This is a genomic window from Allobosea sp. TND4EK4, from assembly GCF_900156025.1.
Taxonomy (GTDB): domain Bacteria; phylum Pseudomonadota; class Alphaproteobacteria; order Rhizobiales; family Beijerinckiaceae; genus Allobosea.
Genome location: NZ_FTMO01000010.1, coordinates 1 through 20,901, shown reverse-complemented (window position 1 = coordinate 20,901; position 20,901 = coordinate 1). Strand labels below are relative to the sequence as shown.

The 20,901-nt window shown below is 67.8% G+C and carries 20 protein-coding genes; 15 read left to right on the top strand and 5 right to left on the bottom strand.

Annotated features, from left to right (window positions below; translation table 11 throughout):
- Window position 1: 1 nt before the first annotated feature.
- The 5 genes from BW981_RS15595 to BW981_RS15575 all read right to left on the bottom strand — a co-directional run bounded on the left by BW981_RS15595 (window position 2) and on the right by BW981_RS15575 (window position 5,195).
- Window positions 2–748, bottom strand: a complete 747-nt coding sequence (locus tag BW981_RS15595) for an ABC transporter ATP-binding protein (protein ID WP_076440846.1) — start codon at window positions 746–748, stop codon at window positions 2–4.
- Complete coding sequence (locus BW981_RS15590) at window positions 745–1,725, bottom strand: branched-chain amino acid ABC transporter permease (protein ID WP_076440844.1); 981 nt, start codon at window positions 1,723–1,725, stop codon at window positions 745–747. Before BW981_RS15590 ends, BW981_RS15595 begins: the two co-directional genes overlap by 4 nt.
- The gene (locus tag BW981_RS15585) at window positions 1,725–2,603 is read right to left on the bottom strand and encodes a branched-chain amino acid ABC transporter permease (RefSeq protein ID WP_076440841.1); all 879 of its coding nucleotides are present in this window, start codon (window positions 2,601–2,603) and stop codon (window positions 1,725–1,727) included. The genes BW981_RS15590 and BW981_RS15585 overlap by 1 nt, the downstream gene beginning before the upstream one ends.
- Before the next feature lie 58 nt (window positions 2,604–2,661).
- Window positions 2,662–3,798: an ABC transporter substrate-binding protein gene (locus BW981_RS15580; protein ID WP_076440839.1), complete on the bottom strand. Its 1,137-nt coding sequence runs from the start codon at window positions 3,796–3,798 to the stop codon at window positions 2,662–2,664.
- 125 nt (window positions 3,799–3,923) lie between these two features.
- Complete coding sequence (locus BW981_RS15575) at window positions 3,924–5,195, bottom strand: NAD(P)/FAD-dependent oxidoreductase (protein WP_210188676.1); 1,272 nt, start codon at window positions 5,193–5,195, stop codon at window positions 3,924–3,926.
- A gap of 133 nt (window positions 5,196–5,328) precedes the next feature.
- Here BW981_RS15575 and BW981_RS15570 point away from each other — a divergent pair, with 133 nt between their 5' ends.
- From BW981_RS15570 to BW981_RS15500, 15 genes are all read left to right on the top strand, one after another.
- Window positions 5,329–6,207, top strand: a complete 879-nt coding sequence (locus BW981_RS15570; protein WP_076440835.1) for a MurR/RpiR family transcriptional regulator — start codon at window positions 5,329–5,331, stop codon at window positions 6,205–6,207.
- 44 nt (window positions 6,208–6,251) lie between these two features.
- Window positions 6,252–7,820 carry an ABC transporter substrate-binding protein gene (locus BW981_RS15565; protein WP_076440833.1) on the top strand — a complete coding sequence of 523 codons (1,569 nt, stop codon included), beginning with the start codon at window positions 6,252–6,254 and terminating at the stop codon, window positions 7,818–7,820.
- Between the two features lie 30 nt (window positions 7,821–7,850).
- Window positions 7,851–8,783, top strand: coding sequence for an ABC transporter permease (locus tag BW981_RS15560; RefSeq protein ID WP_076440831.1), 933 nt, complete (start codon window positions 7,851–7,853; stop codon window positions 8,781–8,783).
- Window positions 8,780–9,625 carry an ABC transporter permease gene (locus tag BW981_RS15555; RefSeq protein ID WP_076440829.1) on the top strand — a complete coding sequence of 282 codons (846 nt, stop codon included), beginning with the start codon at window positions 8,780–8,782 and terminating at the stop codon, window positions 9,623–9,625. The genes BW981_RS15560 and BW981_RS15555 overlap by 4 nt, the downstream gene beginning before the upstream one ends.
- 28 nt (window positions 9,626–9,653) lie before the next feature.
- The gene (locus tag BW981_RS15550) at window positions 9,654–11,135 is read left to right on the top strand and encodes a M81 family metallopeptidase (RefSeq protein WP_076440827.1); all 1,482 of its coding nucleotides are present in this window, start codon (window positions 9,654–9,656) and stop codon (window positions 11,133–11,135) included.
- 93 nt (window positions 11,136–11,228) lie between these two features.
- A complete protein-coding gene (hemC, locus tag BW981_RS15545) occupies window positions 11,229–12,200 on the top strand; it encodes a hydroxymethylbilane synthase (protein ID WP_348521410.1) in 972 nt (323 codons plus the stop codon).
- Window positions 12,201–12,412: 212 nt separating this feature from the next.
- The gene (locus BW981_RS15540) at window positions 12,413–13,168 is read left to right on the top strand and encodes a GntR family transcriptional regulator (RefSeq protein ID WP_076440825.1); all 756 of its coding nucleotides are present in this window, start codon (window positions 12,413–12,415) and stop codon (window positions 13,166–13,168) included.
- The gene (locus BW981_RS15535) at window positions 13,165–14,715 is read left to right on the top strand and encodes a xylulokinase (RefSeq protein WP_076440823.1); all 1,551 of its coding nucleotides are present in this window, start codon (window positions 13,165–13,167) and stop codon (window positions 14,713–14,715) included. The genes BW981_RS15540 and BW981_RS15535 overlap by 4 nt, the downstream gene beginning before the upstream one ends.
- Entirely contained in the window at window positions 14,712–15,524 is an 813-nt protein-coding gene (locus tag BW981_RS15530; RefSeq protein ID WP_076440821.1) for a BtpA/SgcQ family protein, read from the top strand. The genes BW981_RS15535 and BW981_RS15530 overlap by 4 nt, the downstream gene beginning before the upstream one ends.
- The gene (locus BW981_RS15525; protein WP_076440819.1) at window positions 15,524–16,303 is read left to right on the top strand and encodes an SDR family NAD(P)-dependent oxidoreductase; all 780 of its coding nucleotides are present in this window, start codon (window positions 15,524–15,526) and stop codon (window positions 16,301–16,303) included. Before BW981_RS15530 ends, BW981_RS15525 begins: the two co-directional genes overlap by 1 nt.
- A 5-nt stretch (window positions 16,304–16,308) precedes the next feature.
- Window positions 16,309–17,265 carry an ABC transporter permease gene (locus tag BW981_RS15520; RefSeq protein WP_076440817.1) on the top strand — a complete coding sequence of 319 codons (957 nt, stop codon included), beginning with the start codon at window positions 16,309–16,311 and terminating at the stop codon, window positions 17,263–17,265.
- A gap of 40 nt (window positions 17,266–17,305) precedes the next feature.
- Window positions 17,306–18,247 carry a sugar ABC transporter substrate-binding protein gene (locus BW981_RS15515; RefSeq protein WP_076440815.1) on the top strand — a complete coding sequence of 314 codons (942 nt, stop codon included), beginning with the start codon at window positions 17,306–17,308 and terminating at the stop codon, window positions 18,245–18,247.
- A gap of 135 nt (window positions 18,248–18,382) precedes the next feature.
- Window positions 18,383–19,147 (top strand): ATP-binding cassette domain-containing protein, encoded by a 765-nt coding sequence (locus tag BW981_RS15510; RefSeq protein WP_076440813.1) that lies wholly within the window; start codon window positions 18,383–18,385, stop codon window positions 19,145–19,147.
- Between the two features lie 2 nt (window positions 19,148–19,149).
- Window positions 19,150–20,085, top strand: a complete 936-nt coding sequence (locus tag BW981_RS15505; RefSeq protein ID WP_076440811.1) for a nucleoside hydrolase — start codon at window positions 19,150–19,152, stop codon at window positions 20,083–20,085.
- Window positions 20,086–20,102: 17 nt separating this feature from the next.
- A complete protein-coding gene (locus tag BW981_RS15500) occupies window positions 20,103–20,624 on the top strand; it encodes a hypothetical protein (RefSeq protein WP_076440809.1) in 522 nt (173 codons plus the stop codon).
- The last annotated feature ends 277 nt before the right edge of the window (window positions 20,625–20,901 follow it).

Here is a 20,901-nt window from a genome sequence, read left to right as displayed (position 1 = left end):
CTCAGCCCCCGAGATAGGCGTCGATGACGGTCGGGTTCGACCGGATCTCCTCGGGCGTGCCCTCGGCGATGATCGCGCCTTCCGCGAGCACGATGATGCGCGTGCACAGGCTCATCACGAATTCCATGTTGTGCTCGATTACCACGAAGGTCGTCCCGTGCTCGGCGTTGTAGGCGGCGAGCCGGTCCTTGAAATGCGACAGCATCGTCAGGTTGACGCCGCCCGCCGGCTCGTCGAGCAGCACGAGGCTCGGGCCCGCCATGAAGGCCATCGCCGCATCGACCAGCTTCTGCTGCCCGTAGGAGAGCGAGCCGGCGAGCTCGTCGCGCAGGTGATTGAGGCGGAAGAACGCGATCATGCGCTCCGCTTCCTGCGTCAACCCGGCATCCGGGGCCCCGAACAGGCGCGAGAGCATCGTGCCATGGTGCTCCTGCCCGGCCAGGATGATGTTGTCGAGCACCGTCATCTTCGGAAACACCGACAATTGCTGGAAGGTGCGGCCGACACCGAGGCGGTTGAGGTGAGAAGCCCGCAGGCCCGAGACCGGCCGGCCATTCACCGAGACTTCGCCGGCATCCGGCAGCAATTGCCCAAGGATGCAGTTGAACAGGGTCGACTTGCCCGAGCCGTTGGGGCCGATCAGCCCCAGCACCTCGCCCTTGCGCACGTCGAAGGAGACGCCGCGCACGGCGCGGATGCCGCCGAAGCTCTTCTCGATGTTGCGGACGGAGAGGACCGGGCCGGTCATGGCAGGCGCGCCCCCTCCGGCATGTCGCCGCGCATCTGGCGCTGCGGCCGGAACCTGTCGCGCAGCCGGCCCCAGATGCCGATCAGGCCCGAGGGCACGAAGACCAGCATGACGATGACGAGGCCCGAATAGATGATGAGGTAGTAGCCCTCGGTGAAGCGCAGCACCTCGGGCAGCAGGATCACCACGGCCGCGCCGATAAAGGGCCCGAAGAAAGAGCCCGCGCCGCCGACCACGACCATCAGCAGGACGCGCAGCGAATGGGCGAGGCCGAACGAGCCGGGCTCGATGAACTGCACGAGCGGCGTGACCAGCGCGCCCGCAAGCCCGCCATAGGCCGAGCCGATCGCGAAGGCGAGCAGCGTCACCCGCCGCGTATCGACGCCCAGGCTTTCCGCCCGCACCGGGTTCTCGCGCAAGGCCTTGAAGGCCCGCCCCCAGGGCGAGCGCACGATGCCCCACATGGCCAGGGCCGCGATGACCGCGACGCCGAGCGTGAAGTAATAGAACGAGAGCTGCTTGTCGGTGGAGAACAGGCCAAGATCCGGCCTCGGCATGCCGGAGAGGCCATAGGTCCCGCCCGTCAGCCACTCCTCGTTGCGCAGCAGGAGGAAGACCAGCGTGTTGAAGGCCAGCGTCACGAAGGCGAGGAAATGGCCCTTCACCCGCAGCGCAGGGTAGCCGAGCACGAGCCCCACGACGAAGCACAGCACGAGCCCGATCGGCAGCGCCACCAGCCAGTGCCAGCCGGCCAGGGTCATCAGCGCCGTCGTATAGGCGCCGATCGCCATGAAGGAGGCCTGCGCCAGCGAGATCTGCCCGGCATAGCCGAGCGTCAGGTTCAGGCCCATCGCCGCGATCGAGAAGATCAGCCAGGAGGTCAGCACATAGATCAGATAGTTCTTCTGGCCGAGCGGGATCAGGATCGCCGCAGCCAGCAGCAGCAGGACCGCGAGCAGCCGCCAGGGAACGCGCATCAGACGGTCCTCCCCTCGGAGGTGCCCATGATGCCTTGCGGACGCAGCAGGATGATCGCAATGAGCAGGATCAGCGGCAGGGCTGCACGGTACTGCGCGGTGACATAGGTCGCCGTCAGATTGTCGAGCACGCCGATCAGCAGGCCGCCGACGAGCGCGCCGCGAATCTGGTTGAAGCCGCCGACGATGGCCGCGATGAAGGCGATCAGCCCCAGCGTCTCTCCGTTGGAGAACTTGGCGAGATAGACCGGCGTGATCAGGAATGAGGCCAGCGCGGCGAGCGCGGCGTTGATCAGGAAGGTGTAGAGCACCATCCGCTTGACATCGACGCCGAGGATTTCTGCGACGCCCGGGTTTTGCGCCGTGGCCTGCATGCAGCGGCCGGTGCGCGTACGGTTGAGGAAGAGCGTCAGCAGCATCACGACACCCAGCGAGATCGCGAGATTCATCAGGTCGCGCAGGGAGACGGCGGCGCCGAGGATGTTGATGGGATCGCCGGGAAACAGCGCCGGGAAGGGCTGCGCCTCGGCGCCGTAGAATTCCTTGGCGCTCTCCTTCAGCAGGATGCCGAGCGCCATCGTCGCGATGATCAGCGTGATGCCGCCATGAGGCAGGATCGGCTCGACGACCAGCTTCTTGAAGACGAGGCCGAGCAGCAGCACCGACACCGCAAGCCCGAACAGAAGCGAGATCCAGAAGGACAGGCCGAGCCAGTTCATGCCGACCAGCACGAAGAAGGCGGGCAGCATGACGAACTCGCCCTGCGCGAAATTCACCGTCTGGGCGGCCTGCCAGACGAGCGTGAAGCCGATCGCGACGAGCGCGTAGACGGCGCCGGTCGCGAGGCCGGAGAGCAGGACCTGCAGGAATTGGGACATCGCGTCTTCTCGCCCGAAAGGCCGCGGCTTCGGCTGCCGCGGCCGGAGAGGAAGGCCCTCAGTTCGCCGGCACGGTGCCGATCACGACGGGCGCGCCGTTCTTCACCTGCACCATGAAGCTGGGGCGGGACATTTCCCCGCGATTGTCCCAGCAGGTGTCGAGCAGCATCTTCGGATGGTCGGCGACCTTGAGGCACAGCCCGCTCATCGCCTTGGCGAAGGCTTCGCCATCCACCTTGCCGACCTTCTCGGTGACGTATTTCGTCGCCCAGACGCCGACATAGCCCTTGATCGCATCATGGGTCGGCTTGCGCTTGAAGCTCTCCTCGAAGGCCTTGGAGAAGGCCGCGATGCCGGGGACCTCGGTGGCCGTGGCGGTGACGCCGACATGGGCGATGGCGCCCTCCGCGGCCGGGCCGGCGAGCTCGATGACCTTGGCCTCCGTCAGCGTCACCTCGCCGACGAGCGGCATCGGCAGCGCCTGCTTCCTGGCCTCGATCAGGAAGCGGGCGGATTCCTCCTGGTTCATGTAGACGAAGACGGCGTCCGGGCCGGCGCTCTTCAGCTTGGCGATGTCGGCGGCATAGTCCGTCTGCGCCTGCTCGGAGGCGACGTCGGCGACCACCTCGATGCCGGCCTTCTTCATCTCGGCGAGGAAGACGGTGCGTCCGCCCTTGCCGAACTCGTTGTTGACCCAGGCCACGCCGACCTTCTTGGCCTTCAGCGTATCCTTGAAATAGGGCGTCAGCGCCGGCACGCCCTTCTGCGCGCCCGAAGAGGTGCGGTAGACGAAGGGATTGCCCTTCTCGACGATGGCAGGCGCTTCGGAGCCGACGAATTGCGGGATGCTGTTCTGCTTGGCGACCAGCATGTTGACCATGGTCGAGCCCGAATAGACCGTGCCGATGATCGCGACGACGCCGTCGTCGATCGCCTTCTGCACCAGCGCGCGGGACACCTGCGGATCGGTCTGCGTGTCGAACTCCGGCATCTCGACCTTCTTGCCGAGGATGCCGCCGGCGGCGTTGATCTCGGAAACGGCGAGCTTGGCGCCGTCGCGCCAGTTGGTTCCGGCCGGCGCGCCGGCACCGGACAGTTCCGCCACCATGCCGAGCTTGATGGTATCGGCGGCCTGCGCCGGGGCACCTGCCGACAGCGCGAAAGCGACGCCGAGCAACACTGCGTAACTCTTCATGACGATCCTCCCAATCTTCTTATAGCGACAGCTCTTAGACGGCGTCTCTCGTGAGCGCCAGCCATCGGATGGGCGAGATTATCGGAAGCGCTGCGCTTTGGCCTGGAGGGCGGTAAGCCCGGTCATCAGGCGCGATGGCCCGGCGAAAAACGGGCCGCCTCGAAAGGCGTCATGTCGCAGAAGGTCGGCTCGCCGGTCATGGCCTCGGCGAGCAGCCGCCCGGTCGCGGGACCCAGCGTGAAACCGTGATGGGCATGGCCGAAGGCGAACCAGAGGTTCGGGTGCCGCGGCGCCCGGCCGATCACGGGGAGCATGTCGGGCAGGCAGGGCCGAGCGCCGCGCCAGGGCTCGGCATCGAGGCGCCGCCCGAGCGGGATGAGGCGCCGTGCGACCTGCTCGGCCCGGTCGAGTTGCCAGGGGTCGGAGCGCGCATCGCGGTCGGCGAGCTCGATGCCCGTCGTCAGGCGCACCCCGCGCTGCATCTGCGTCAGCACGAAACCGGCCTGCGCATCGCAGATGGGGTGGCGCGGCGCGCTCTCCGGCGCGACCTCGTAATGCATGTGGTAGCCGCGCTTGAAGCCGAGCGGAAACCGATAGCCCAGACGCTCGTAGAACTCCTTCGACCAGGGCCCGAGGGCGAGCACGGCGTCGCCCGCGCGCCAGTCGCGCCCGTCCGCCTCGATCTGCCAGCCCTTATCGCCTTGCCGCGCCGAAAGCGCGTCCCCCCGGGCGAGCCTGCCACCTCGCGCGACGAACAGCGCCGCATAGGCACGCGTCACCCCGCCGGGGTCGCTGACCGTGACCGGATCGCGCCAGTGGATCGCGCCCTCCGCCGCGCCTTGCATGAGCCCCGGCTCGCGGGCCGCCAGCTCGCCCGGCCCGAGCACGTCATAGGCGAGCCCGTGGCAGGCCAGCGCCTTGGCGGAGCGCAGCGCCTGCTCCAGCCCAGCCTTGCGGCGGTAGAGGTCGATCCACCCGCCCTCGCGCAACAGATCCTGCGTACCGGCGTCGCGCGTCCAGCGCTGGTGCTCGGCGATGCTGCGCTCGATCAGCGGCAGGATCGACCGGCCGAGGCTGCCGAGCCGCGCCGGTGCCGAGTTCCACCAATAGCGTGCAAGCCAGGGCGCCATGCGCAGCAAGGTCGCAGGGCTGTAGCGGACGGCGATCGAACGGTTGGAGGCGAATGCGGCCAGCGTCGTCAGATCGCGCGGGAAGGCGTAGGGCACGACCGAAGAGCGCTCGATCAGCCCGGCATTACCGTGGCTGGTCTCGCCGCCCGGCTCGCCCCGCTCGACGAGGATGACCGTGCGCCCGCGCTCCTGCAGATGAAGGGCGATGCTGACGCCGATGATGCCGGCGCCCAGCACCATCACGTCGGCTCGTTCTGCTGTCGTCATCGTCGAGGCAAGCCTGTCCCTTGGCCGGAGGCGATCCGGTCAACCCAACAGTAACCCGCCTTTTTTGCAAGAAAATAAAAATGCGTTGACTCAATGACAGAAAGATTTCTTGATTGAGCCAGTTGGAGGCCCGATGCCGCAGACGCTACGCCAGAGATTGCAGGCCTGCCTCGCCACCGGCTCGAAGGCCGACAAGGCGCTGGCGAGCTACATGCTGGCGCAGATGGCGAGCCTGCCTTTCGAGACCGCCGCGAGCCTGGCCGAGAAGGTCGCAGTCAGCGAGCCCACCGTCGGACGCTTCTGCCGCACGCTCGGCTACCGGAGCCTGAAGGACCTCAAGGCCAGCCTCGCCGAGGAGATCGGCGACCGGCCCTGGCTGATCAGCGACCGACTGCGCGACTTCCAGCAGCGCAGCCTCGCCGGCGACGACCAGATCGCGCGCAGCCTCCAGCTCGAGATCGCGGGGCTGGTGCGGCTCTATGAACTGGCGCAGAGCGAGGAATGGAAGCGCGTCGCCCGCCGACTGGCGCAGACCCCGCGCGTCTATGTCACCGGCTTCCAGACCGAGCGCGGCCTGGCGCAGTATCTCGCCAACCAGCTCCAGTATCTGCGCGATGGCGTGCACCTCGTCGATCTCGCCGCGGGAAACTTCTCCGAAGTCCTGCTCTCCGAGGAGGAGGGCCGCTGCCTCGTGATCTTCGAGGCGCGGCGCTATTCGCGCATGGCCAAGGTCCTGGCCGAGCAGGCCAAGCAGGCCGGCATCCCGACCACGCTGGTCACCGACTCCTTCTGCGACTGGGGCCGGGGGCTGGTGGACGAGATGCTCGTGGTCTCGACCGACTTCAACCAGTTCTGGGATTCGACCGCCCATATGGCGAGCCTCAGCACGCTGCTGGTCAATGCGGTGTTCGTCGAGATGGGGCCGCAGGTCGAGCGGCGCCTCGACCGCATGGCGACGCTCTATGGCCGCTTCACGGGACATGTCGGCGACGGCTCCGGGCCGCTCACCTGACCTGCCGCAGCTTTCGCAGCATCTCGAACAAGAGGGGATAAGAGATGAAGACGATGATGAAGGGGAGCCTCCTGGCGCTGGGCCTGACGGCGCTCGCCACGACTACGGCCCTTGCGCAGGAGGCGACGTTCGTGATGACCGCGCGCCTCGTCGGCGCACCGACCTACAACCCGATCAAGGCGACCAAGCTCAATACGGCGACGACGCTGATCTATGATCGGCTCGTCGTGCAGGATGCCGACCAGAGCTTCCATGGCCAACTCGCCAGTTCCTGGGAATCGAGCCCGGACGGCATGCTCTGGACCTTCAAGCTCAAGCCCGGCGTCAAGTTCCACAATGGCGAGCCCTTCAACGCCAAGACGATCGAATGGTGGGTGCCCCAGTTCAAGGGGACGGAGAACGCCTTCACCGTCGAGGCGATCGACAAGGTCGAGGTCGTCGACGATCTGACGGTGCGCTTCCGGATGAAGCGGCCGGACCCGAACCTGCTGTTCAACCTCGCCAGCTCCTTCATGTGCATTCCGGAGCCGAAATCCTACGAAGCGCTGGGCGACAAGTTCGGCGTGACCGAGGCGGTCGGCACCGGGCCCTACAAGATGCAGTCTTTCACGGTCGGCCAGCAGACCGTCCTCGTGCGCAACGACGATTACAAATCGGCCTCAGACCTGTCGAAGAACCAGGGGCCGGCCAAGTTCAAGAAGCTGACCTTCCGCGAGATCGGCGAGGAATCGACGGCCTATCTCGAGCTCAAGACCGGCGGCGCCGACGTGCTGGTGAACGTCCCGACCGACTTCCTGCCGCGCATCCAGGCCGACAAGGCGGTGAAGCTCGTGACCATCCCCGGCAACGAGGTGGTCTACATGCCGGTCAACACCAGCGTCGAGCCCTTCACCGATATCAAGGTTCGCGAGGGAGCCGTCTTCGCCGTCAACCAGAAGGACGTGCTGACCAGCCTCTATGGCGGCAATGGCGCGGTGGCGGACACCTTCCTGATCTCCACGCTGAAGGAGGCGCAGGTCGACCCCAAATACAAGATTTCCTACGATCCCGAGCGCTCGAGAAAGGCGTTCGAGGCGGCCGGCTGGAAGCCGGGGCCGGACGGCATCCGCGTCAAGGACGGCAAGCGGCTGGAGGTCAAGCTCTGGGCCCAGAACGGCACCGAGTTCAAGCGCCTCGCCGAGATCGTGCAGGCGCAGCTCAAGGCGGTCGGCATGCAGGCCGAAATCAGCATCGTCGATTCCGGCTCGATCAACGCGCAATATCGCAAGAAGACCGAGCACCAGCTCGCCGTGCGCTCCTATCAGTGGTCCAATGCCGACATCATCGACTGGTTCTTCAGCGCCAAGCGGCTGGGCTATCCCAACGTGTCGATGCTGAACGATCCGGAAGCCGAGCGGCTCAACGACGTGGCGATGAACCAGTCCAAGACTTGGGACGAGCGCGTCGCGAACTTCACCAAATACCATGAATACGTGCTGTCGCGGTACGCCTTCGCGCCGATCTACCAGCCGGTGCAGAGCCTCGCCTACGGCAAGCGCGTGACGATGCCGGAGACGATCCGCGGCGTCGGCTTCTCCAGCCAGTCGCTCATCGACATCGCCCCGGCCAACTGAGGCGGAGGCGACGGGAGGCGGGAGGACCCTGTGCTGCGCTTCGCGATCCGGCGGCTCGCCATGCTCTTGCCGGTGTTCCTCGCCGTCTCGCTGGTGATCTTCATGGTCATCCACCTCGTGCCCGGTGACCCGCTGGAGCATCTGATCCAGGTCGGCTCTACGCCGGAGCAGCGGGCGCAGATGATCGCCCGCTACGGCCTCGACCAGCCGCTGCTGGTGCAGTACGGGCGCTGGCTCGGCAAGATCCTGACCGGCGATCTCGGTGAGGCCATCGTGATGCGCCAGCCTGTGGCGCACCTCATCGCCGAGAACCTGCCCCACAGCCTGGCGCTGGGCCTGACCGCCCTCGCCTTCTCGACGCTGGTGGGGATCACGACCGGCGTGCTCGCCGCCTCCTTCCGCGACAGCCTGTTCGACCGGGCGGTGATGGGCTTCATCCTGCTCGGCTCGACGCTGCCGAGCTTCTGGCTGGCGCTGCTGATGATCCTGATATTCGCCGTCCAGTTCGAATGGTTTCCGGTCTCGGGGGCGAGAAGCTGGGATGCGCTGGTGCTGCCGGCGCTCACCATCGGCACCGGCGGCACGGCGCTGATCGCCCGCGTCACCCGCGCCGCCATGGTCGAGATCGCGGGGCGCGACTTCGTGCGCGTGCTGCAGGCCAAGGGCCTGCCGTTCTGGCGCATCCAGCTTCGTCACGTGCTGCAGCAGGCAATGCTGCCGGTCATGACCATCCTGGGTCTGCGCATCGGCTGGATCCTCGGCGGCGCCGTCACGGTCGAATATGTCTTCGCCCGTCCGGGCCTGGGCTCCCTGCTGATCACCGCGCTCGGCCAGCGCGACTATCCGCTGGTGCAGGGCTGCCTCCTGATGCTGGCGATCGCGGTGATGCTCGGCACGCTGCTCGGCGATCTGGCACAAGCGGCGCTCGATCCGCGGCTGCGCGAAGCAATGGGGGGCCGATGAACCGGACCTCTCTGATCGGCCGCATCGCCCGCTCGCCGCGCGGCCTGCTCTGCGCGCTGTTCCTCGCCGCGCTTGTCCTCTGTGCGGTCTTCGCCCCCTGGATCGCGCCCTATGACTACGCCGCGCAAAAGCTTTCCATCGCCAACACGCCGCCCTCGGCCGCCCATTGGCTCGGCACCGACGAGTTCGGACGCGACCTGCTCTCGCGCATCATCCAGGGGGCCAGGACATCGCTGAGCGTCAGCGTGCTGTCGATTGCGCTGTCGGTGCTGGCGGGGGCGGCTCTGGGCGCGGCCGCCGGCTATTTCGGCGGCATCTTCGACCGCATCGTCACGATGGTCGTCGACCTGACCTGGTCGTTTCCGGAAATCCTGCTGGCGCTGCTGCTGATCGCTATCCTCGGCCCCGGCCTGCACTCGACAGCCATCGCCATCGCCATCGCCTATCTCGCCCAGTTCACCCGCCTGACGCGGGCTCAGGTGATGGCGCTGAAGGGCGAGCTCTTCGTCGATGCCGCCGTGACAGCCGGCGCGAGGCCGATGCGGGTGCTGTTCCTGCACCTCCTGCCCAATGCGATGACGCCGGTCATCGTCGCCGGCATGCTGGCAACCGGGGACGCCATCGTGCTGGAGGCGACACTCGGCTTCTTCGGGCTCGGCGCGCAGCCGCCCGTCCCGAGCTGGGGAGCAATGATGAGCTCGGGCACGGCCCAGATCTTCATCGCCCCCTGGATCATCATCTTCCCCGGCCTCGTCATCGCGACGACCGTCATCGCCATCAACCTCTTCGGCGACGCCTTGATCGAGGCGCTCGATATCCGCCGCCCCCTTCGCGACGGCTGAGGCCGTCCGACGCATCCGGGACCATGCCATGACCTTCACCGTGCTCACCGCCGAGTTCTCGCATGAGAGCAACACCTTCAGCCGTTGCCCGGCCGATTATGCCGCCTTCGAGGATCGCGGCGTCAGCGAAGGGGAAGCGGCGATCGCGGCGCGCGGCGCGGCGAACACGCCGCTCGCCGGCTTTCTCGACATCGGCCGTCCCGCCGGCTGGCGGATCATCCACGCGATCAGCGCCGCCGCACAGCCCTCCGGCCCGGTGACGCGCGATGCCTTCGACCGCATCGCCGGCGTCATCGTCGCGGCGGCCAAGGCCCATGCGGGGCAGATCGACGGCGTCCTGCTCGGCCTGCACGGCGCCATGGTCACCGAGTTCTGCGAGGACGGCGAAGGCGAGCTTCTGGCGCGGTTGCGCGCGGTCCTCGGCCCGGCGATCCCGATCGGCGTGACGCTCGACCCCCACGCCAACGTCACCCGCAGGATGACGGAGCTCGCCCAGATCGTCGTCTCCTACAAGACCTATCCGCATGTCGACATCCGCGAGACCGGGCGCCTTGCGGCCGGCATCCTGCAGCGGACCATGGCCGGCGAGATCAGCCCGGTGACGCTGCGCGCCGACAGGCCGATGCTCGAGGAGGTCAATGGCGGGCGGACCGATATCGGCCCGATGGTCGAGCGCATTGCCAGGGCCAAGGCCTATGAGCAGGAGCCGGGCGTCTTCGCGGTCAGCGTCAATGGCGGCTTCGGCAATGCCGACATCGCGGAGGTGGGCCCGACGGTGCTGGTCACCTGCGAGGGCGAAATCGAGCGCCACCGCGCCTTCGCCGAAGAAATGGCCGAGGATATGTGGGTCCGCCGCTTCGACACCGTGACGGACTTCCTCTCCGTGGAGCAGGCCGTGGCCGAGGCGGCATCCTATGTCGCGACCTCCGGCCCGCTCATCATCGCCGACTATGCCGACAACCCCGGCGGTGGCGGCTATGGCGACGCCACCGGCCTGCTCGCGGCCATGATCGCGGCCGATCTCGACGACGCCTGCTTCGGCCCGATGGTCGATCCCGAGGTCGCCGCCGATCTGCGCAGGACACAGCCCGGCTCCACGGTCTCCGTCAGGCTCGGCGGGAAGGTCAATCCGCAGATCGGCGGCGGGCCGCTTTTGCTCACCGGGACGCTGGTGAGCGTCAGCGACGGCGACTATGTCGGCGACGGCCCGATGATGGGCGGGCTGCGGTCGAGCTGGGGACCCTGCGCCGTGCTGCGCGTCGGCGGGATCGAGATTCTCGTCACCACCATCCGCGCGCAGATGAACGACCTCCAGCAGTTCCGTGCCTTCGGCATCGACCCGGCCAAAAAGCGTGTCGTCGGACTGAAGTCGATGCAGCATTTCCGCGCCGCCTTCGAGCCCATCGCCGGCAAGGTCATCGTCTGCGACAGCGGGGCGCTCTGCACGCCGGACCTCTCCAAGTTGCCTTACCGGCGCGCCCGGCGGCCGATCTTCCCGCTCGACCGGTAAAAGGGCCGGCGGCGGCGCACAGCCACCGCAAAGGCAAAGCGCCGCACTTTCTTGCCCATGGCGTAGCTGCTACACGGCAGCAACGCCGCGCGGATGCGGCGCCCAAAGGCCGAAAAAATCATGCTTCTTCGTGTCGGGACACGCCGCAGCCCTCTTGCCATGACGCAGACGAACTTCGTCATTGGCGCGATCCGGGAGAAGTTCCCGGAGATCGAGTTCGAGCTGCGCCCGCTGGCGAGCGTCGCCGACCGGGACAGGGTCTCGGAATTCCATCAGTTCAAGATGATCGGCGTCTTCACCTCGGAGCATGAGGAGCAGCTGCTGCGCAGCGAGGTCGATCTCGTCGTGCATTCCCTCAAGGACCTGCCGACCCTGCTGCGGGACGGGCTCGTGCTGGCCGCGGTGCCCAGGCGCGAGGATCCGCGCGATGTGCTCTGTGGTTCGACGCTGGACGCGCTGCCGCAGGGCGCGAAGGTGGGAACCGGGTCGTTGCGCCGCCGCGCCCAGATCCAGAGCCTGCGTCCCGACGTCAGCGTCGTCCCGATCCGCGGCAATGTCGGCCCGCGGCTGGCCCGGATCGAAGGCGAGGACGGCCTCGACGCCGTCATTCTCGCTCATGCGGGCCTGGAGCGCCTGGGCCTCGGCGAGCGGACATCGGACTTCCTTGATCCGCGCCGTTTTCCCTACGCGGTCGGACAGGGCGCGCTGGGCATCGAGGCGCGCGCCGAAGACACCAAGCTTCGCGAGATCCTGCGCGCGATCGAATGCCCGACCTCCCGGGCGGAGGTCGATGCCGAGCGCGAGATGCTTCATGCACTGGGGGCCGGCTGCAGCCTGCCGGTGGGAGCCTTCTGCGAATGGCAGGGCGACCGCCTGAGCCTGCAGGCCCAGGTGACCTCGCTCGACGGCACCGATCGTGTCGTCGCGGCGCAGGAAGAGCCGGCGGGCCGGGCGAAGGAGCTGGGGCTAGCGGTCGCCGAAAAGCTGAAGCAGCTCGGCGGCGCCAAAATCCTCGAAGCGAGCTACCGGGGCTTCTTCAGCGAGCTCAAGACACCGCAGTCCTGACAAGCGCCTCCTCCAGGCTCGGCCTAATCAGCGACCTCTGGCGGCAAGCGAACCTTGCGATCGCAGGCGGCGTGGCGAGATGAGCGCGAAACCCGGCAGCTGAGATGTGGACGCATCGGAAGGCCGCCGACCGAGCAGAGGTTGCCGGCCAACCGCGGCTTGACTTGTATTGAATTTGTATCTTTCATCGCCCTTCTCGACGAGGGTGCCGCGTGGTTCGCTACCAGGAAATCGCTCATAGCCTCGAACTGGGCCTTGCGGCCGCAGGCGGCGTTTCCCGTGCGATTCCGTCCGAACACGAGCTCTGCGAGCGCTATGGCGCGAGCCGCACGACGATCCGCGCCGCGCTGAAGCAGTTGCAGGACCAGGGCCTGATCGAACGCCGGCAGGGCCAAGGCACCTTCTACCGGCCGCGGCATATCGCCAAGCATCTCGGCAGCCTCGTCGATTTTCACAGCGAGGCCCGGATGGCCGGCCGGCTGCCCACGACGCGGGTGGTGTCGCTGTCGGCCCGCACGGCAACGCCCGACGAGGCCGCGCTCTTCGGCAAAGCCATCGCGTCTCGGGGAATCGTCGATCTCGTGCGCCTCCGCTGCCTGGATGACGAGCCGGCGGTGCTGCAGCGCTCGCGCCTGGGCGCCTCGGTTCTCGGCGAGGTCTCGGCCCGGGACCTCGTGGACACCTCGCTCTACCGCTACCTCGCCGCATCCCGGTCGATCCATGTCGCGACCGTCGAGGAGACGCTGGAGCCCCTCGCCATCGACGCCGACGCCGCCGACCATCTGAAGATCGCAGCCGGCACCGCCGTCTTCCGCTCCCGGCGCATCGCCCGCGATCTCGCCGGCGCGGTGATCGAGGTCAGCGACAACCTGATCCGTGGCGACATCTACCGCTTCACCTTCCACCGCTCTGTCGACAGCTCCGCGGCCGATGGATCGGCTGGACAGAACACGGGAGCCTTGTCGTGAGCGTCGTCCTGGCCTGCGACCTCGGCGGCACCAGTTTCCGTGCGGCGCTGATCGACGCGCAGGGCGCGACGCGCGCCGAAACGGTGATCCTGGGGCCGATGGCGGCCGACCGCCTGGGCTGGTCGGAGATCGACGCGACCGAATGGTGGCGCATCCTGGTCGCCGCAGCAGGTCGTCTGGCGCAGGCCGAGCCCGACCTGTTCGGCGCTGTCGAGGCCATTGCGATCTGCGGCGTGACCCGCACGCAGGTCTTCATCGGGCGCGACGGGAACCAGCTCCGACCCGCCATGACCTGGAAGGACAGCCGCGCTGAGGCCGCTGCCGCAAGGCTGCGCGAACAATTGTCCGACGCCCATCCCGAAACCGGCCGGATCAATGCCTTCCACCCGCTGGCGCGCCTTGCCTGGCTGCGCGAGGAGGAGGAAGCCTGTTTCCGTGCCCTCGCCTGCGTGCTGGAGCCGAAGGACTATCTCAACGCCCGGCTGACCGGCCGGCAGGCCGGCGATCCGGTCTCGATGGCCCGGCTGATGGCCTCGCGCGAGCCGGCCGCCGGCATCGATCCCTTCGCTGCGCTCGGCCTCGCTCCTTCGATCCTGCCGGCCGTGATCGAGCCGACCGACGCGGTCGGCCCGGTTCTCCGGGGTTTGCCCGCACCGCTCGACCGGCTGGCCGGCGTGCCCGTGTTCTGCTCCTCGAGCGACACCTGGGTCGCGGTCGCGGGCCTCGGAGCGCTGCGCGAGGGCTATGCCTACAACATCTCGGGCACCACCGAAGTCCTGGGCGCCGTCGGGCCCGAGCCTGTCGAAGCCGAAGGGTTGCTGACGGTCGATTGGCGTGGGCTCTGGCAGATCGGCGGCCCCAGCCAGAACGGCGCGGACACCGTCTCCTGGCTGCTCTCGCTGTTGGGACGCAACAGCGGAGAGGCCGGCGCGATCGGCCGCGAGATCGGCGCGCTTCTGGCCGGCCGGCGACATCCGCAGCCTCTGCTGTTCCTGCCCTATCTGCAGGGCGAGCGCGTGCCCTACTGGAACCCATCGCTGCGTGGCGCGCTGGTCGGTCTGAACCGGCAGCACGGCGCGACGGACGTCGCCTTCGCCGTGCTGGAAGGGGTCGGCTTCCTCAACCGTATCGTGCTCGATCGGGCGGAAGCGGCGCTGGGCGTACCCGTCGGTGAGATCCGGTTCGGCGGCGGCGCGGCCGCCAATCCCGTCTGGAGCCAGATCAAGGCGGATATCTGCGGGCGCCCCGTCGTGGTCGGCGCCTCGAAGGAGCCGGGCCTTCTCGGAGCGGCCATCGTGGCCTGGACGGGACTTGGCCGCTTCGCCTCGCTTGCCCAGGCGCAGGACGCGCTGGTCAGGCCCGCGGCGCGCTTCGCGCCGGACCCGTCCCGGAAGGCGGCCTACGCAGCGCTCTTCGCGCTGTATCGGCGCAGCGAGGCCGCGCTGGCGCCGATCTCGGCCGATCTTGCCGCCCTGTCGCGCGGCGCCGGAGCCCTGCCGGGTGTCCGCGCCCCGATGTCACCCGTCTCGAAGGACCGACCTGCATGAAGACCCTCGTCCAGACCGATTTTGGCCGCGACCATCTCCTGGTCGGCTGCGTCCACACCCTCGCCCTGCCGGGGACTCCGCTCTACGACCGCAGCGGCGGCATGCGGAAGATCGTGAAGCAGGCGAAGGAGGAGTCGAAGATCCTCGAGGAGGCCGGCTTCCACGCCCTGCTCTACACCAATGAATCGGACATGCCCTACGAGGCGAACATGCCGATCGAGGTTGTCGCCGCGATGACCGAGGTGATCGCCGAATGCCAGGCGCAGACCACGCTGCCGCACGGCGTCAACATGCTGATCGACCCGCCGGCCTCGATCGCGGTCGCCCATGCCACCGGCGGGCGCTTCGTGCGCGCCTTCCTGACCGGCGCGCTGACCGGCGACATCGGCATGATGACGCCGGACGGCGCCCGCGCGCTGCGCCTGCGCGCCAATCTCGGCGCCGAGCACATCCGCATCATCTGCAACGTCACCCCCGGCTTCTCGATCAATCTCGATACCCGCTCCGTCGAGCAGCAGGCCTCGGGCGCGGTCTTCATCGGCCTCGCGGATGTCGTCTGCGTCGGCGGCCCGGCCGCCGGCAAGGAGGCCGATATCTCGGTCATCGAGCGCGTCGCCAGGCAGGTGCCCGATACACCTGTCGCGGTCGGCACCGGCGTCTCGGAGGAGAACATCGCGCGCCTCGCCGAGGCCGCCGAGATCTTCATCGTCGGCACCTCGATCAAATACGACCGCCAAACGCTGAATCCGGTCGAGCCGCGCCGCGCCCAGGCGCTGGTGCGCGCCTATGAACATAGGCAGGCGGCCTGATGGCCGGCCCCGTCACGCTCGTCACCGGCGCTTCGGGTGGTATCGGCGGGGTTCTCGCCGTCATGCTGGCGCGGCAGGGGCACCGTCTCGCGCTCTCGGGTCTCGATCAGGAGGGGCTCGATGCCGTTGCCGAGGAGGTCCGGTCCTGCGGCGGCGAGGTCGAAACGATCGCAGGCGACGTGCGCGACCGCGATCTCGCCCAGGCCTGCATTGACCTCGCGGCCGGGCGCTTCGGACGCCTTGACAACCTCGTCACCGGGGCCGGCGCCTCCAGGCCCGTGCCGCTGGTGGAGATGGACGATGAGGAGTGGGACAAGCTCGTCGACATCAACCTCTCCGCCGTCTTCCGCATCTCCAAGGCGGCCGCACGCCGGATGATCGCTCAGGGCGAAGGCGGCGCGATCGTCCACATTTCCTCGATCGCCCATGCCAATGGCGGCGCCAACCTCGCCTATGGCTCGGCCAAGGGCGGCGTCGCGACCCTCACCTATGGCATGGCCCAGCAGCTCGGACCGCATGGGATTCGCGTGAATGCGGTTGCGCCCGGCATCATCGATACGCCAATGGTGCGTCGTGGCTTCGCCGCGCAGTTCAATGCGCTGGTCGAGGGCGCCGCGGTGCGCACGCCGCTGGGGCGTTTGGGCCAACCGGAGGATGTCGCTGCCGTGATCGCCTTCCTGCTCTCAGCCGGCGCGGCCTTCGTCACCGGCGCGCTGATCCCGATCACGGGCGGCATCGAGATCCTGTCGCCGATCTCGACCATCGCGAAGGGAGCCTGACGGGCATGAGCCGAATCGATGCGCGCAGCCTGATCGGCCATTACGGCACGGCCTTGGCCGGGCTCGCGCTGATCCTGTTCTTTCTGATCTTCGCGCCGAATTTCGCCAGCACGACCAACATCGTCAACGTGCTGAAGGATACGAGCTTCCTCGCCATCCTCGCGCTCGGCTTTGCCCTCGCCTTCACCGTCGCGGAACTCGACCTCTCGATCGCGGAGATGGCGAGCCTGGCGGCGGTGGTCTGCGGCTGGATGGTGCATGCGCAATATCCGCCGGCGGTCGCGGTTGCGGCGGCGCTCGGCGTCGGCGTCGTGCTAGGCGGGCTGAACGGCTACGGCGTCACCGTGCTGCGCATCCCCTCGCTGATCATGACGCTGGGGACCGCCGCCATCGCCAAGGGCCTCGCCTTCATGATCACGCAGGGCGTCGCTTTCGTCGGGCGCTGGCCGGTCGGCTTCACCGGGCTGGCGCGCGGCTACACCTTCGGCATCCCCAATCTCGTGCTCTGGATGACGGCGGCCACCCTCTTCGCCTGGGGGCTGGTGAAATGGACGCGCACCGGCGCGCATATGGTCGCGACCGGAGAGGCTGACGAGGCCGCGCGGCTCGCCGGCATCGCGACTGCCCGCATGAAGCGCATCGGCCTGCTCCTGTCCGGTGTCTTCGCGGGTCTGATGGCGGCGCTGCTCGCGGCCAACCTGTCCTCGGCCGCACCGAACATGGCCGGCGACTACCTGCTCTACGCGATCGCCGCCGTTCTGCTCGGCATGACCATGTTCGAACCGGGCAAGCCCAATATTCCCGGCACGGTCTTCGCCGCGCTGGTGCTGAAGGTGCTGGGCAACGGCTTGGTCCTGCTCGGCGCGCCCTATTACATCCAGGACATCGTGCTCGGCGTCATCATCATCGGCTCGGTCGCATTCTCGGCCAGCGCGATGAAAAAGGCGGCGTTCAAGGTCTGACGGTTTCGCTGACCATCACAATAAGAGGGGAGACATCATCATGTTCGGGTTCAGGAAAATGCTGGTCGTGGGCGCGGCGCTGCTCGGGCTCGGCCATTCGGCGCAGGCCTTCGAGGTCGGCATCATCGGCTTCCAGTTCTCCTCGGAGACGCATGCGCGCGTCGCCAATGCGGCCGCGGCCGCCGCCAAGGCCAAGGGCTGGGGCGTGACGCTGCTGAACTCCGAGGGCGCGCTGCCCAAGCATGCCGAGCAGTTCGACGCGCTGATCGCCAAGAAGGTCGATGCCATCATCATCGCCATGGGCAAGCCGGTCGAGGCCGACGCCCAGTTCAAGGCCGCCAAGGATGCGAAGATCCCGGTGATCACCGTCCAGTCGGGCGCCAGCCCCCATGCGCTGTTCGACATCCAGAGCAACGAGTACAAGATCAGCGCCGATGCCGCGCTCTATCTGCTCGGCCAGCTCGGCTATCAGGGCAACATCCTCACCGCCCGTTTCGACCTCAACGTCGCTTCGCGCATCCGGGGCAAGGTGCTCGACATCGTGCTGTCCGAGAACCAGGCCGTGAAGGATGTCGGCAAGTTCTCGATGGCGCGCACCCAGAGCTGGCGCGACGACGTCCGCGCCGGCATGCAGGCGCTACTGCTGCAGAACCAGGGCAAGATCAACGGCATCTGGGCCTCCTTCGACGGCCAGGCCTACATCATCGACGACCTGCTGCAGGCCCAGGGTGTGAAGAAGGGGCAGATCCCGCTCGTCTCGGTCGATGGCGGCAAGGAGACCTATGCCCGCATCGCCGACCCGGCCTCGACCTTCATGGCGACCGTCGCCATTCCCTTCGAGGAGATGGGCAAGCAGGCGGTCGACGCGATCCAGGCCATCGTCGTCGACAAGAAGCCGAAGGAGAGCATCACCAGCGGGCCGTATCTGTTCACGGACGCGGTGCTGGTCGACAAAACGAATGTCCAGCAGTTCCTGAAGTGAAGCCAGCCGCGTCATGCTCGGGCGAAGACCCGAGCATCTCGGAAAACAGCGCCTTCCCGGCCTGAGGTTCTCGGGTCGGAGCTTCGCTCCGCCCGAGACTGACGCCGCGTGGCCCCGTAGCCGGACGGACAGATCATGAGCGACCCCACCCCCCTCCTCTCCCTGCGCGGGATCGGCAAGGCTTACGGCCCCGTCGTCGCCGTGCGCGAGGTCGATCTCGACATCTTCCCGGGCGAGGTCGTCGCGATCTGCGGGGACAACGGCGCCGGCAAGTCGAGCCTGATCAAGGTGATCTCGGGCGCCGAGGAGCCGACGGCGGGCGCGATGAGCATGCGTGGCAAGCCGGTCTCCTTCGCATCGCCGCATGATGCGCTGGAGCAGGGCGTCGCCACGATCTACCAGGACCTCGCGCTGGCCCCCCGGCTCTCCATCGCCCAGAACGTGTTCATGGGCTCGGAGCTGACGAGGCCGGTCCTGCTGCCCTTCCTGCGCATCCTCGACAAGAAGCGGATGATCTCCGAGTCGCAGCGCTACCTCTCGCAGCTTTCGGCCGCCGTCACCGACATGACGCGCCCGGTCGAGCGGCTCTCGGGCGGCCAGCGCCAGGCGGTGGCAATCTCGCGCGCCCTGCGCTGGAATGCCGAGATCATCATCATGGACGAGCCGACGGCGGCGCTCGGCGTCAAGGAAAGCGCGCTGGTGCTCGACCTGATCCGCAAGCTCAAGGCCGACCGGCGCACCGTCATCCTGATCAGCCACAACATGCGCGATGTGGTCGCGCTCGCCGACCGTGTCGTGATCATGGGCGCGGGCCGCAAATATGTGGACCGGCCGGTGGGCGACCTCACGGCCGACGACATCGCGCATATGATCATGGCGGGCAACGCCAAGGCGGCGTGACGATGCGCGAAGCCATCATCATCGACACCGATCCAGGGCAGGACGACGCCGTCGCACTGCTGCTCGCCTTCGCGAGCGCGGACCGGCTCGATCTGCGCGCCATTACCACGGTCGCCGGCAATGTCCCGGTGGCGCAGACCACCGCCAACGCGCTGCGCATCCGCGATCTCGCCGGGGCCGAGGCGGCTGGCGTGCCCGTCCATGCCGGTGCCGAGGGGCCGCTGCTCTTCCCGCTTGAGACGGCCGAATTCGTCTGCGGGCCGGATGGCCTCGCTGGCGCCGAGCTGCCGCCGCCTCGCAGCGAGCCGGCGGCCGGTCATGCGGTGGAGGCGATCATCGCCATCTGCCGCGCCGCACCCGATGACGGCATCACGCTCTGCCCGCTCGGGCCGCTGACCAATCTGGCTCTGGCGTTCAGGCTGGCGCCCGACATCCTGCCCAAAGTAAAGCGAATCGTGCTGATGGGCGGCGCGATCGGCCTCGGCAACATGACGCCGGCGGCCGAGTTCAATGTGCATGTCGATCCGCACGCCGCCGCCATCGTCTTCGATTCGGGCCGTCCGGTCGTGATGTTCGGGCTCGGCGTGACGCTGCAGGCCATCGCCAGCCATGAACAGGTGGCGCGGATCGGGGCGCTCGGCACGGCTACCGGCCGGGCGGTCCACGGCATGCTGACTCGCCCACGCCCCGGTGGGCTCGGCACGGCCGGCCACCCGATGCACGACCCGTGCGTCATCGCCTTCCTGCTCTGGCCCGAGCTGTTTGCGGGGCGCGACTGCTTCGTCGAGGTCGAGACCGGCGCCGGCCCGCTGCGCGGCCGCACCACCATCGACTGGAACGGCCGGCTGAAGCGGCAGCCCAACGCCCATGTCGTCGCGACGGTGCAGGCTCATGAGCTGTTCGAGCGCATGATCGCCCGCTTCGCGACGCTGCCCTGAGATCGACGGAGATCGTCATGCCCCATTTCGTCGAGACGCTGCAGCAGGAAGCCGCCAGTGCGATCGCCCGCATGCGCGAGGCCGCGTTCGAGGCCCGCCGCCTGCATGCCCGCGCCGAGCTGATGCGCCACATGCTGACCACGACCCGCAAGGTCAAGGACCGGCCGAAGGCGGAGGCCGTCGAGACGGTCGTGCGCGAATGGATGGATGCCTGGAATCTCGGCCGCGGCGACTGGCCCCATATCGCCCGCGAGATGGAGGCCTTCACCGAGGCCTTCCACGACTACGCCAACGATCCTAGCGACGCCCATGATGCGCGCGTCGCCGCCACGGCCCAGGGGCTCGAGGCCGCACTGGCGCAGGAAGGTACCTCCATCGCCGATCAGATGGCGTTTCGCTCGCAATGCGCCCATGGCTGGTGGGACTTCGTCGTGCCGACGCCGCCCGACCTGCCCGGCGGCAAGCCGCGGCCGTCCATCCCGGCTCCACGCACCGATGCCCCGTTCTGGGAAGCCGGCTGCGCCGATTTCTGTCGTTAGGGCGGCGGGGTTCAAGGAAATACGCTCAGGAACGATACGATGGGAAACCCGCGTTCCGCCCGCATGATCGGTGACGATCCGTCACGGCCGTTGCTGTCCTGCAGAGGCAATGCCGTAGCCGATGAGTCTCCGCGGCGCGACCGCCGATTTGCGACCGGCGTTGGCTCAGGATGCAAGATCGGTGACCTGAGACCCTTTTCTCCTCCGGTCTGAGGGAGAGTCCTGAGTTTGATTTCTGGCGCTAAGCGGCCTGTTTTTCCAGCGTGGATTTGAGTGC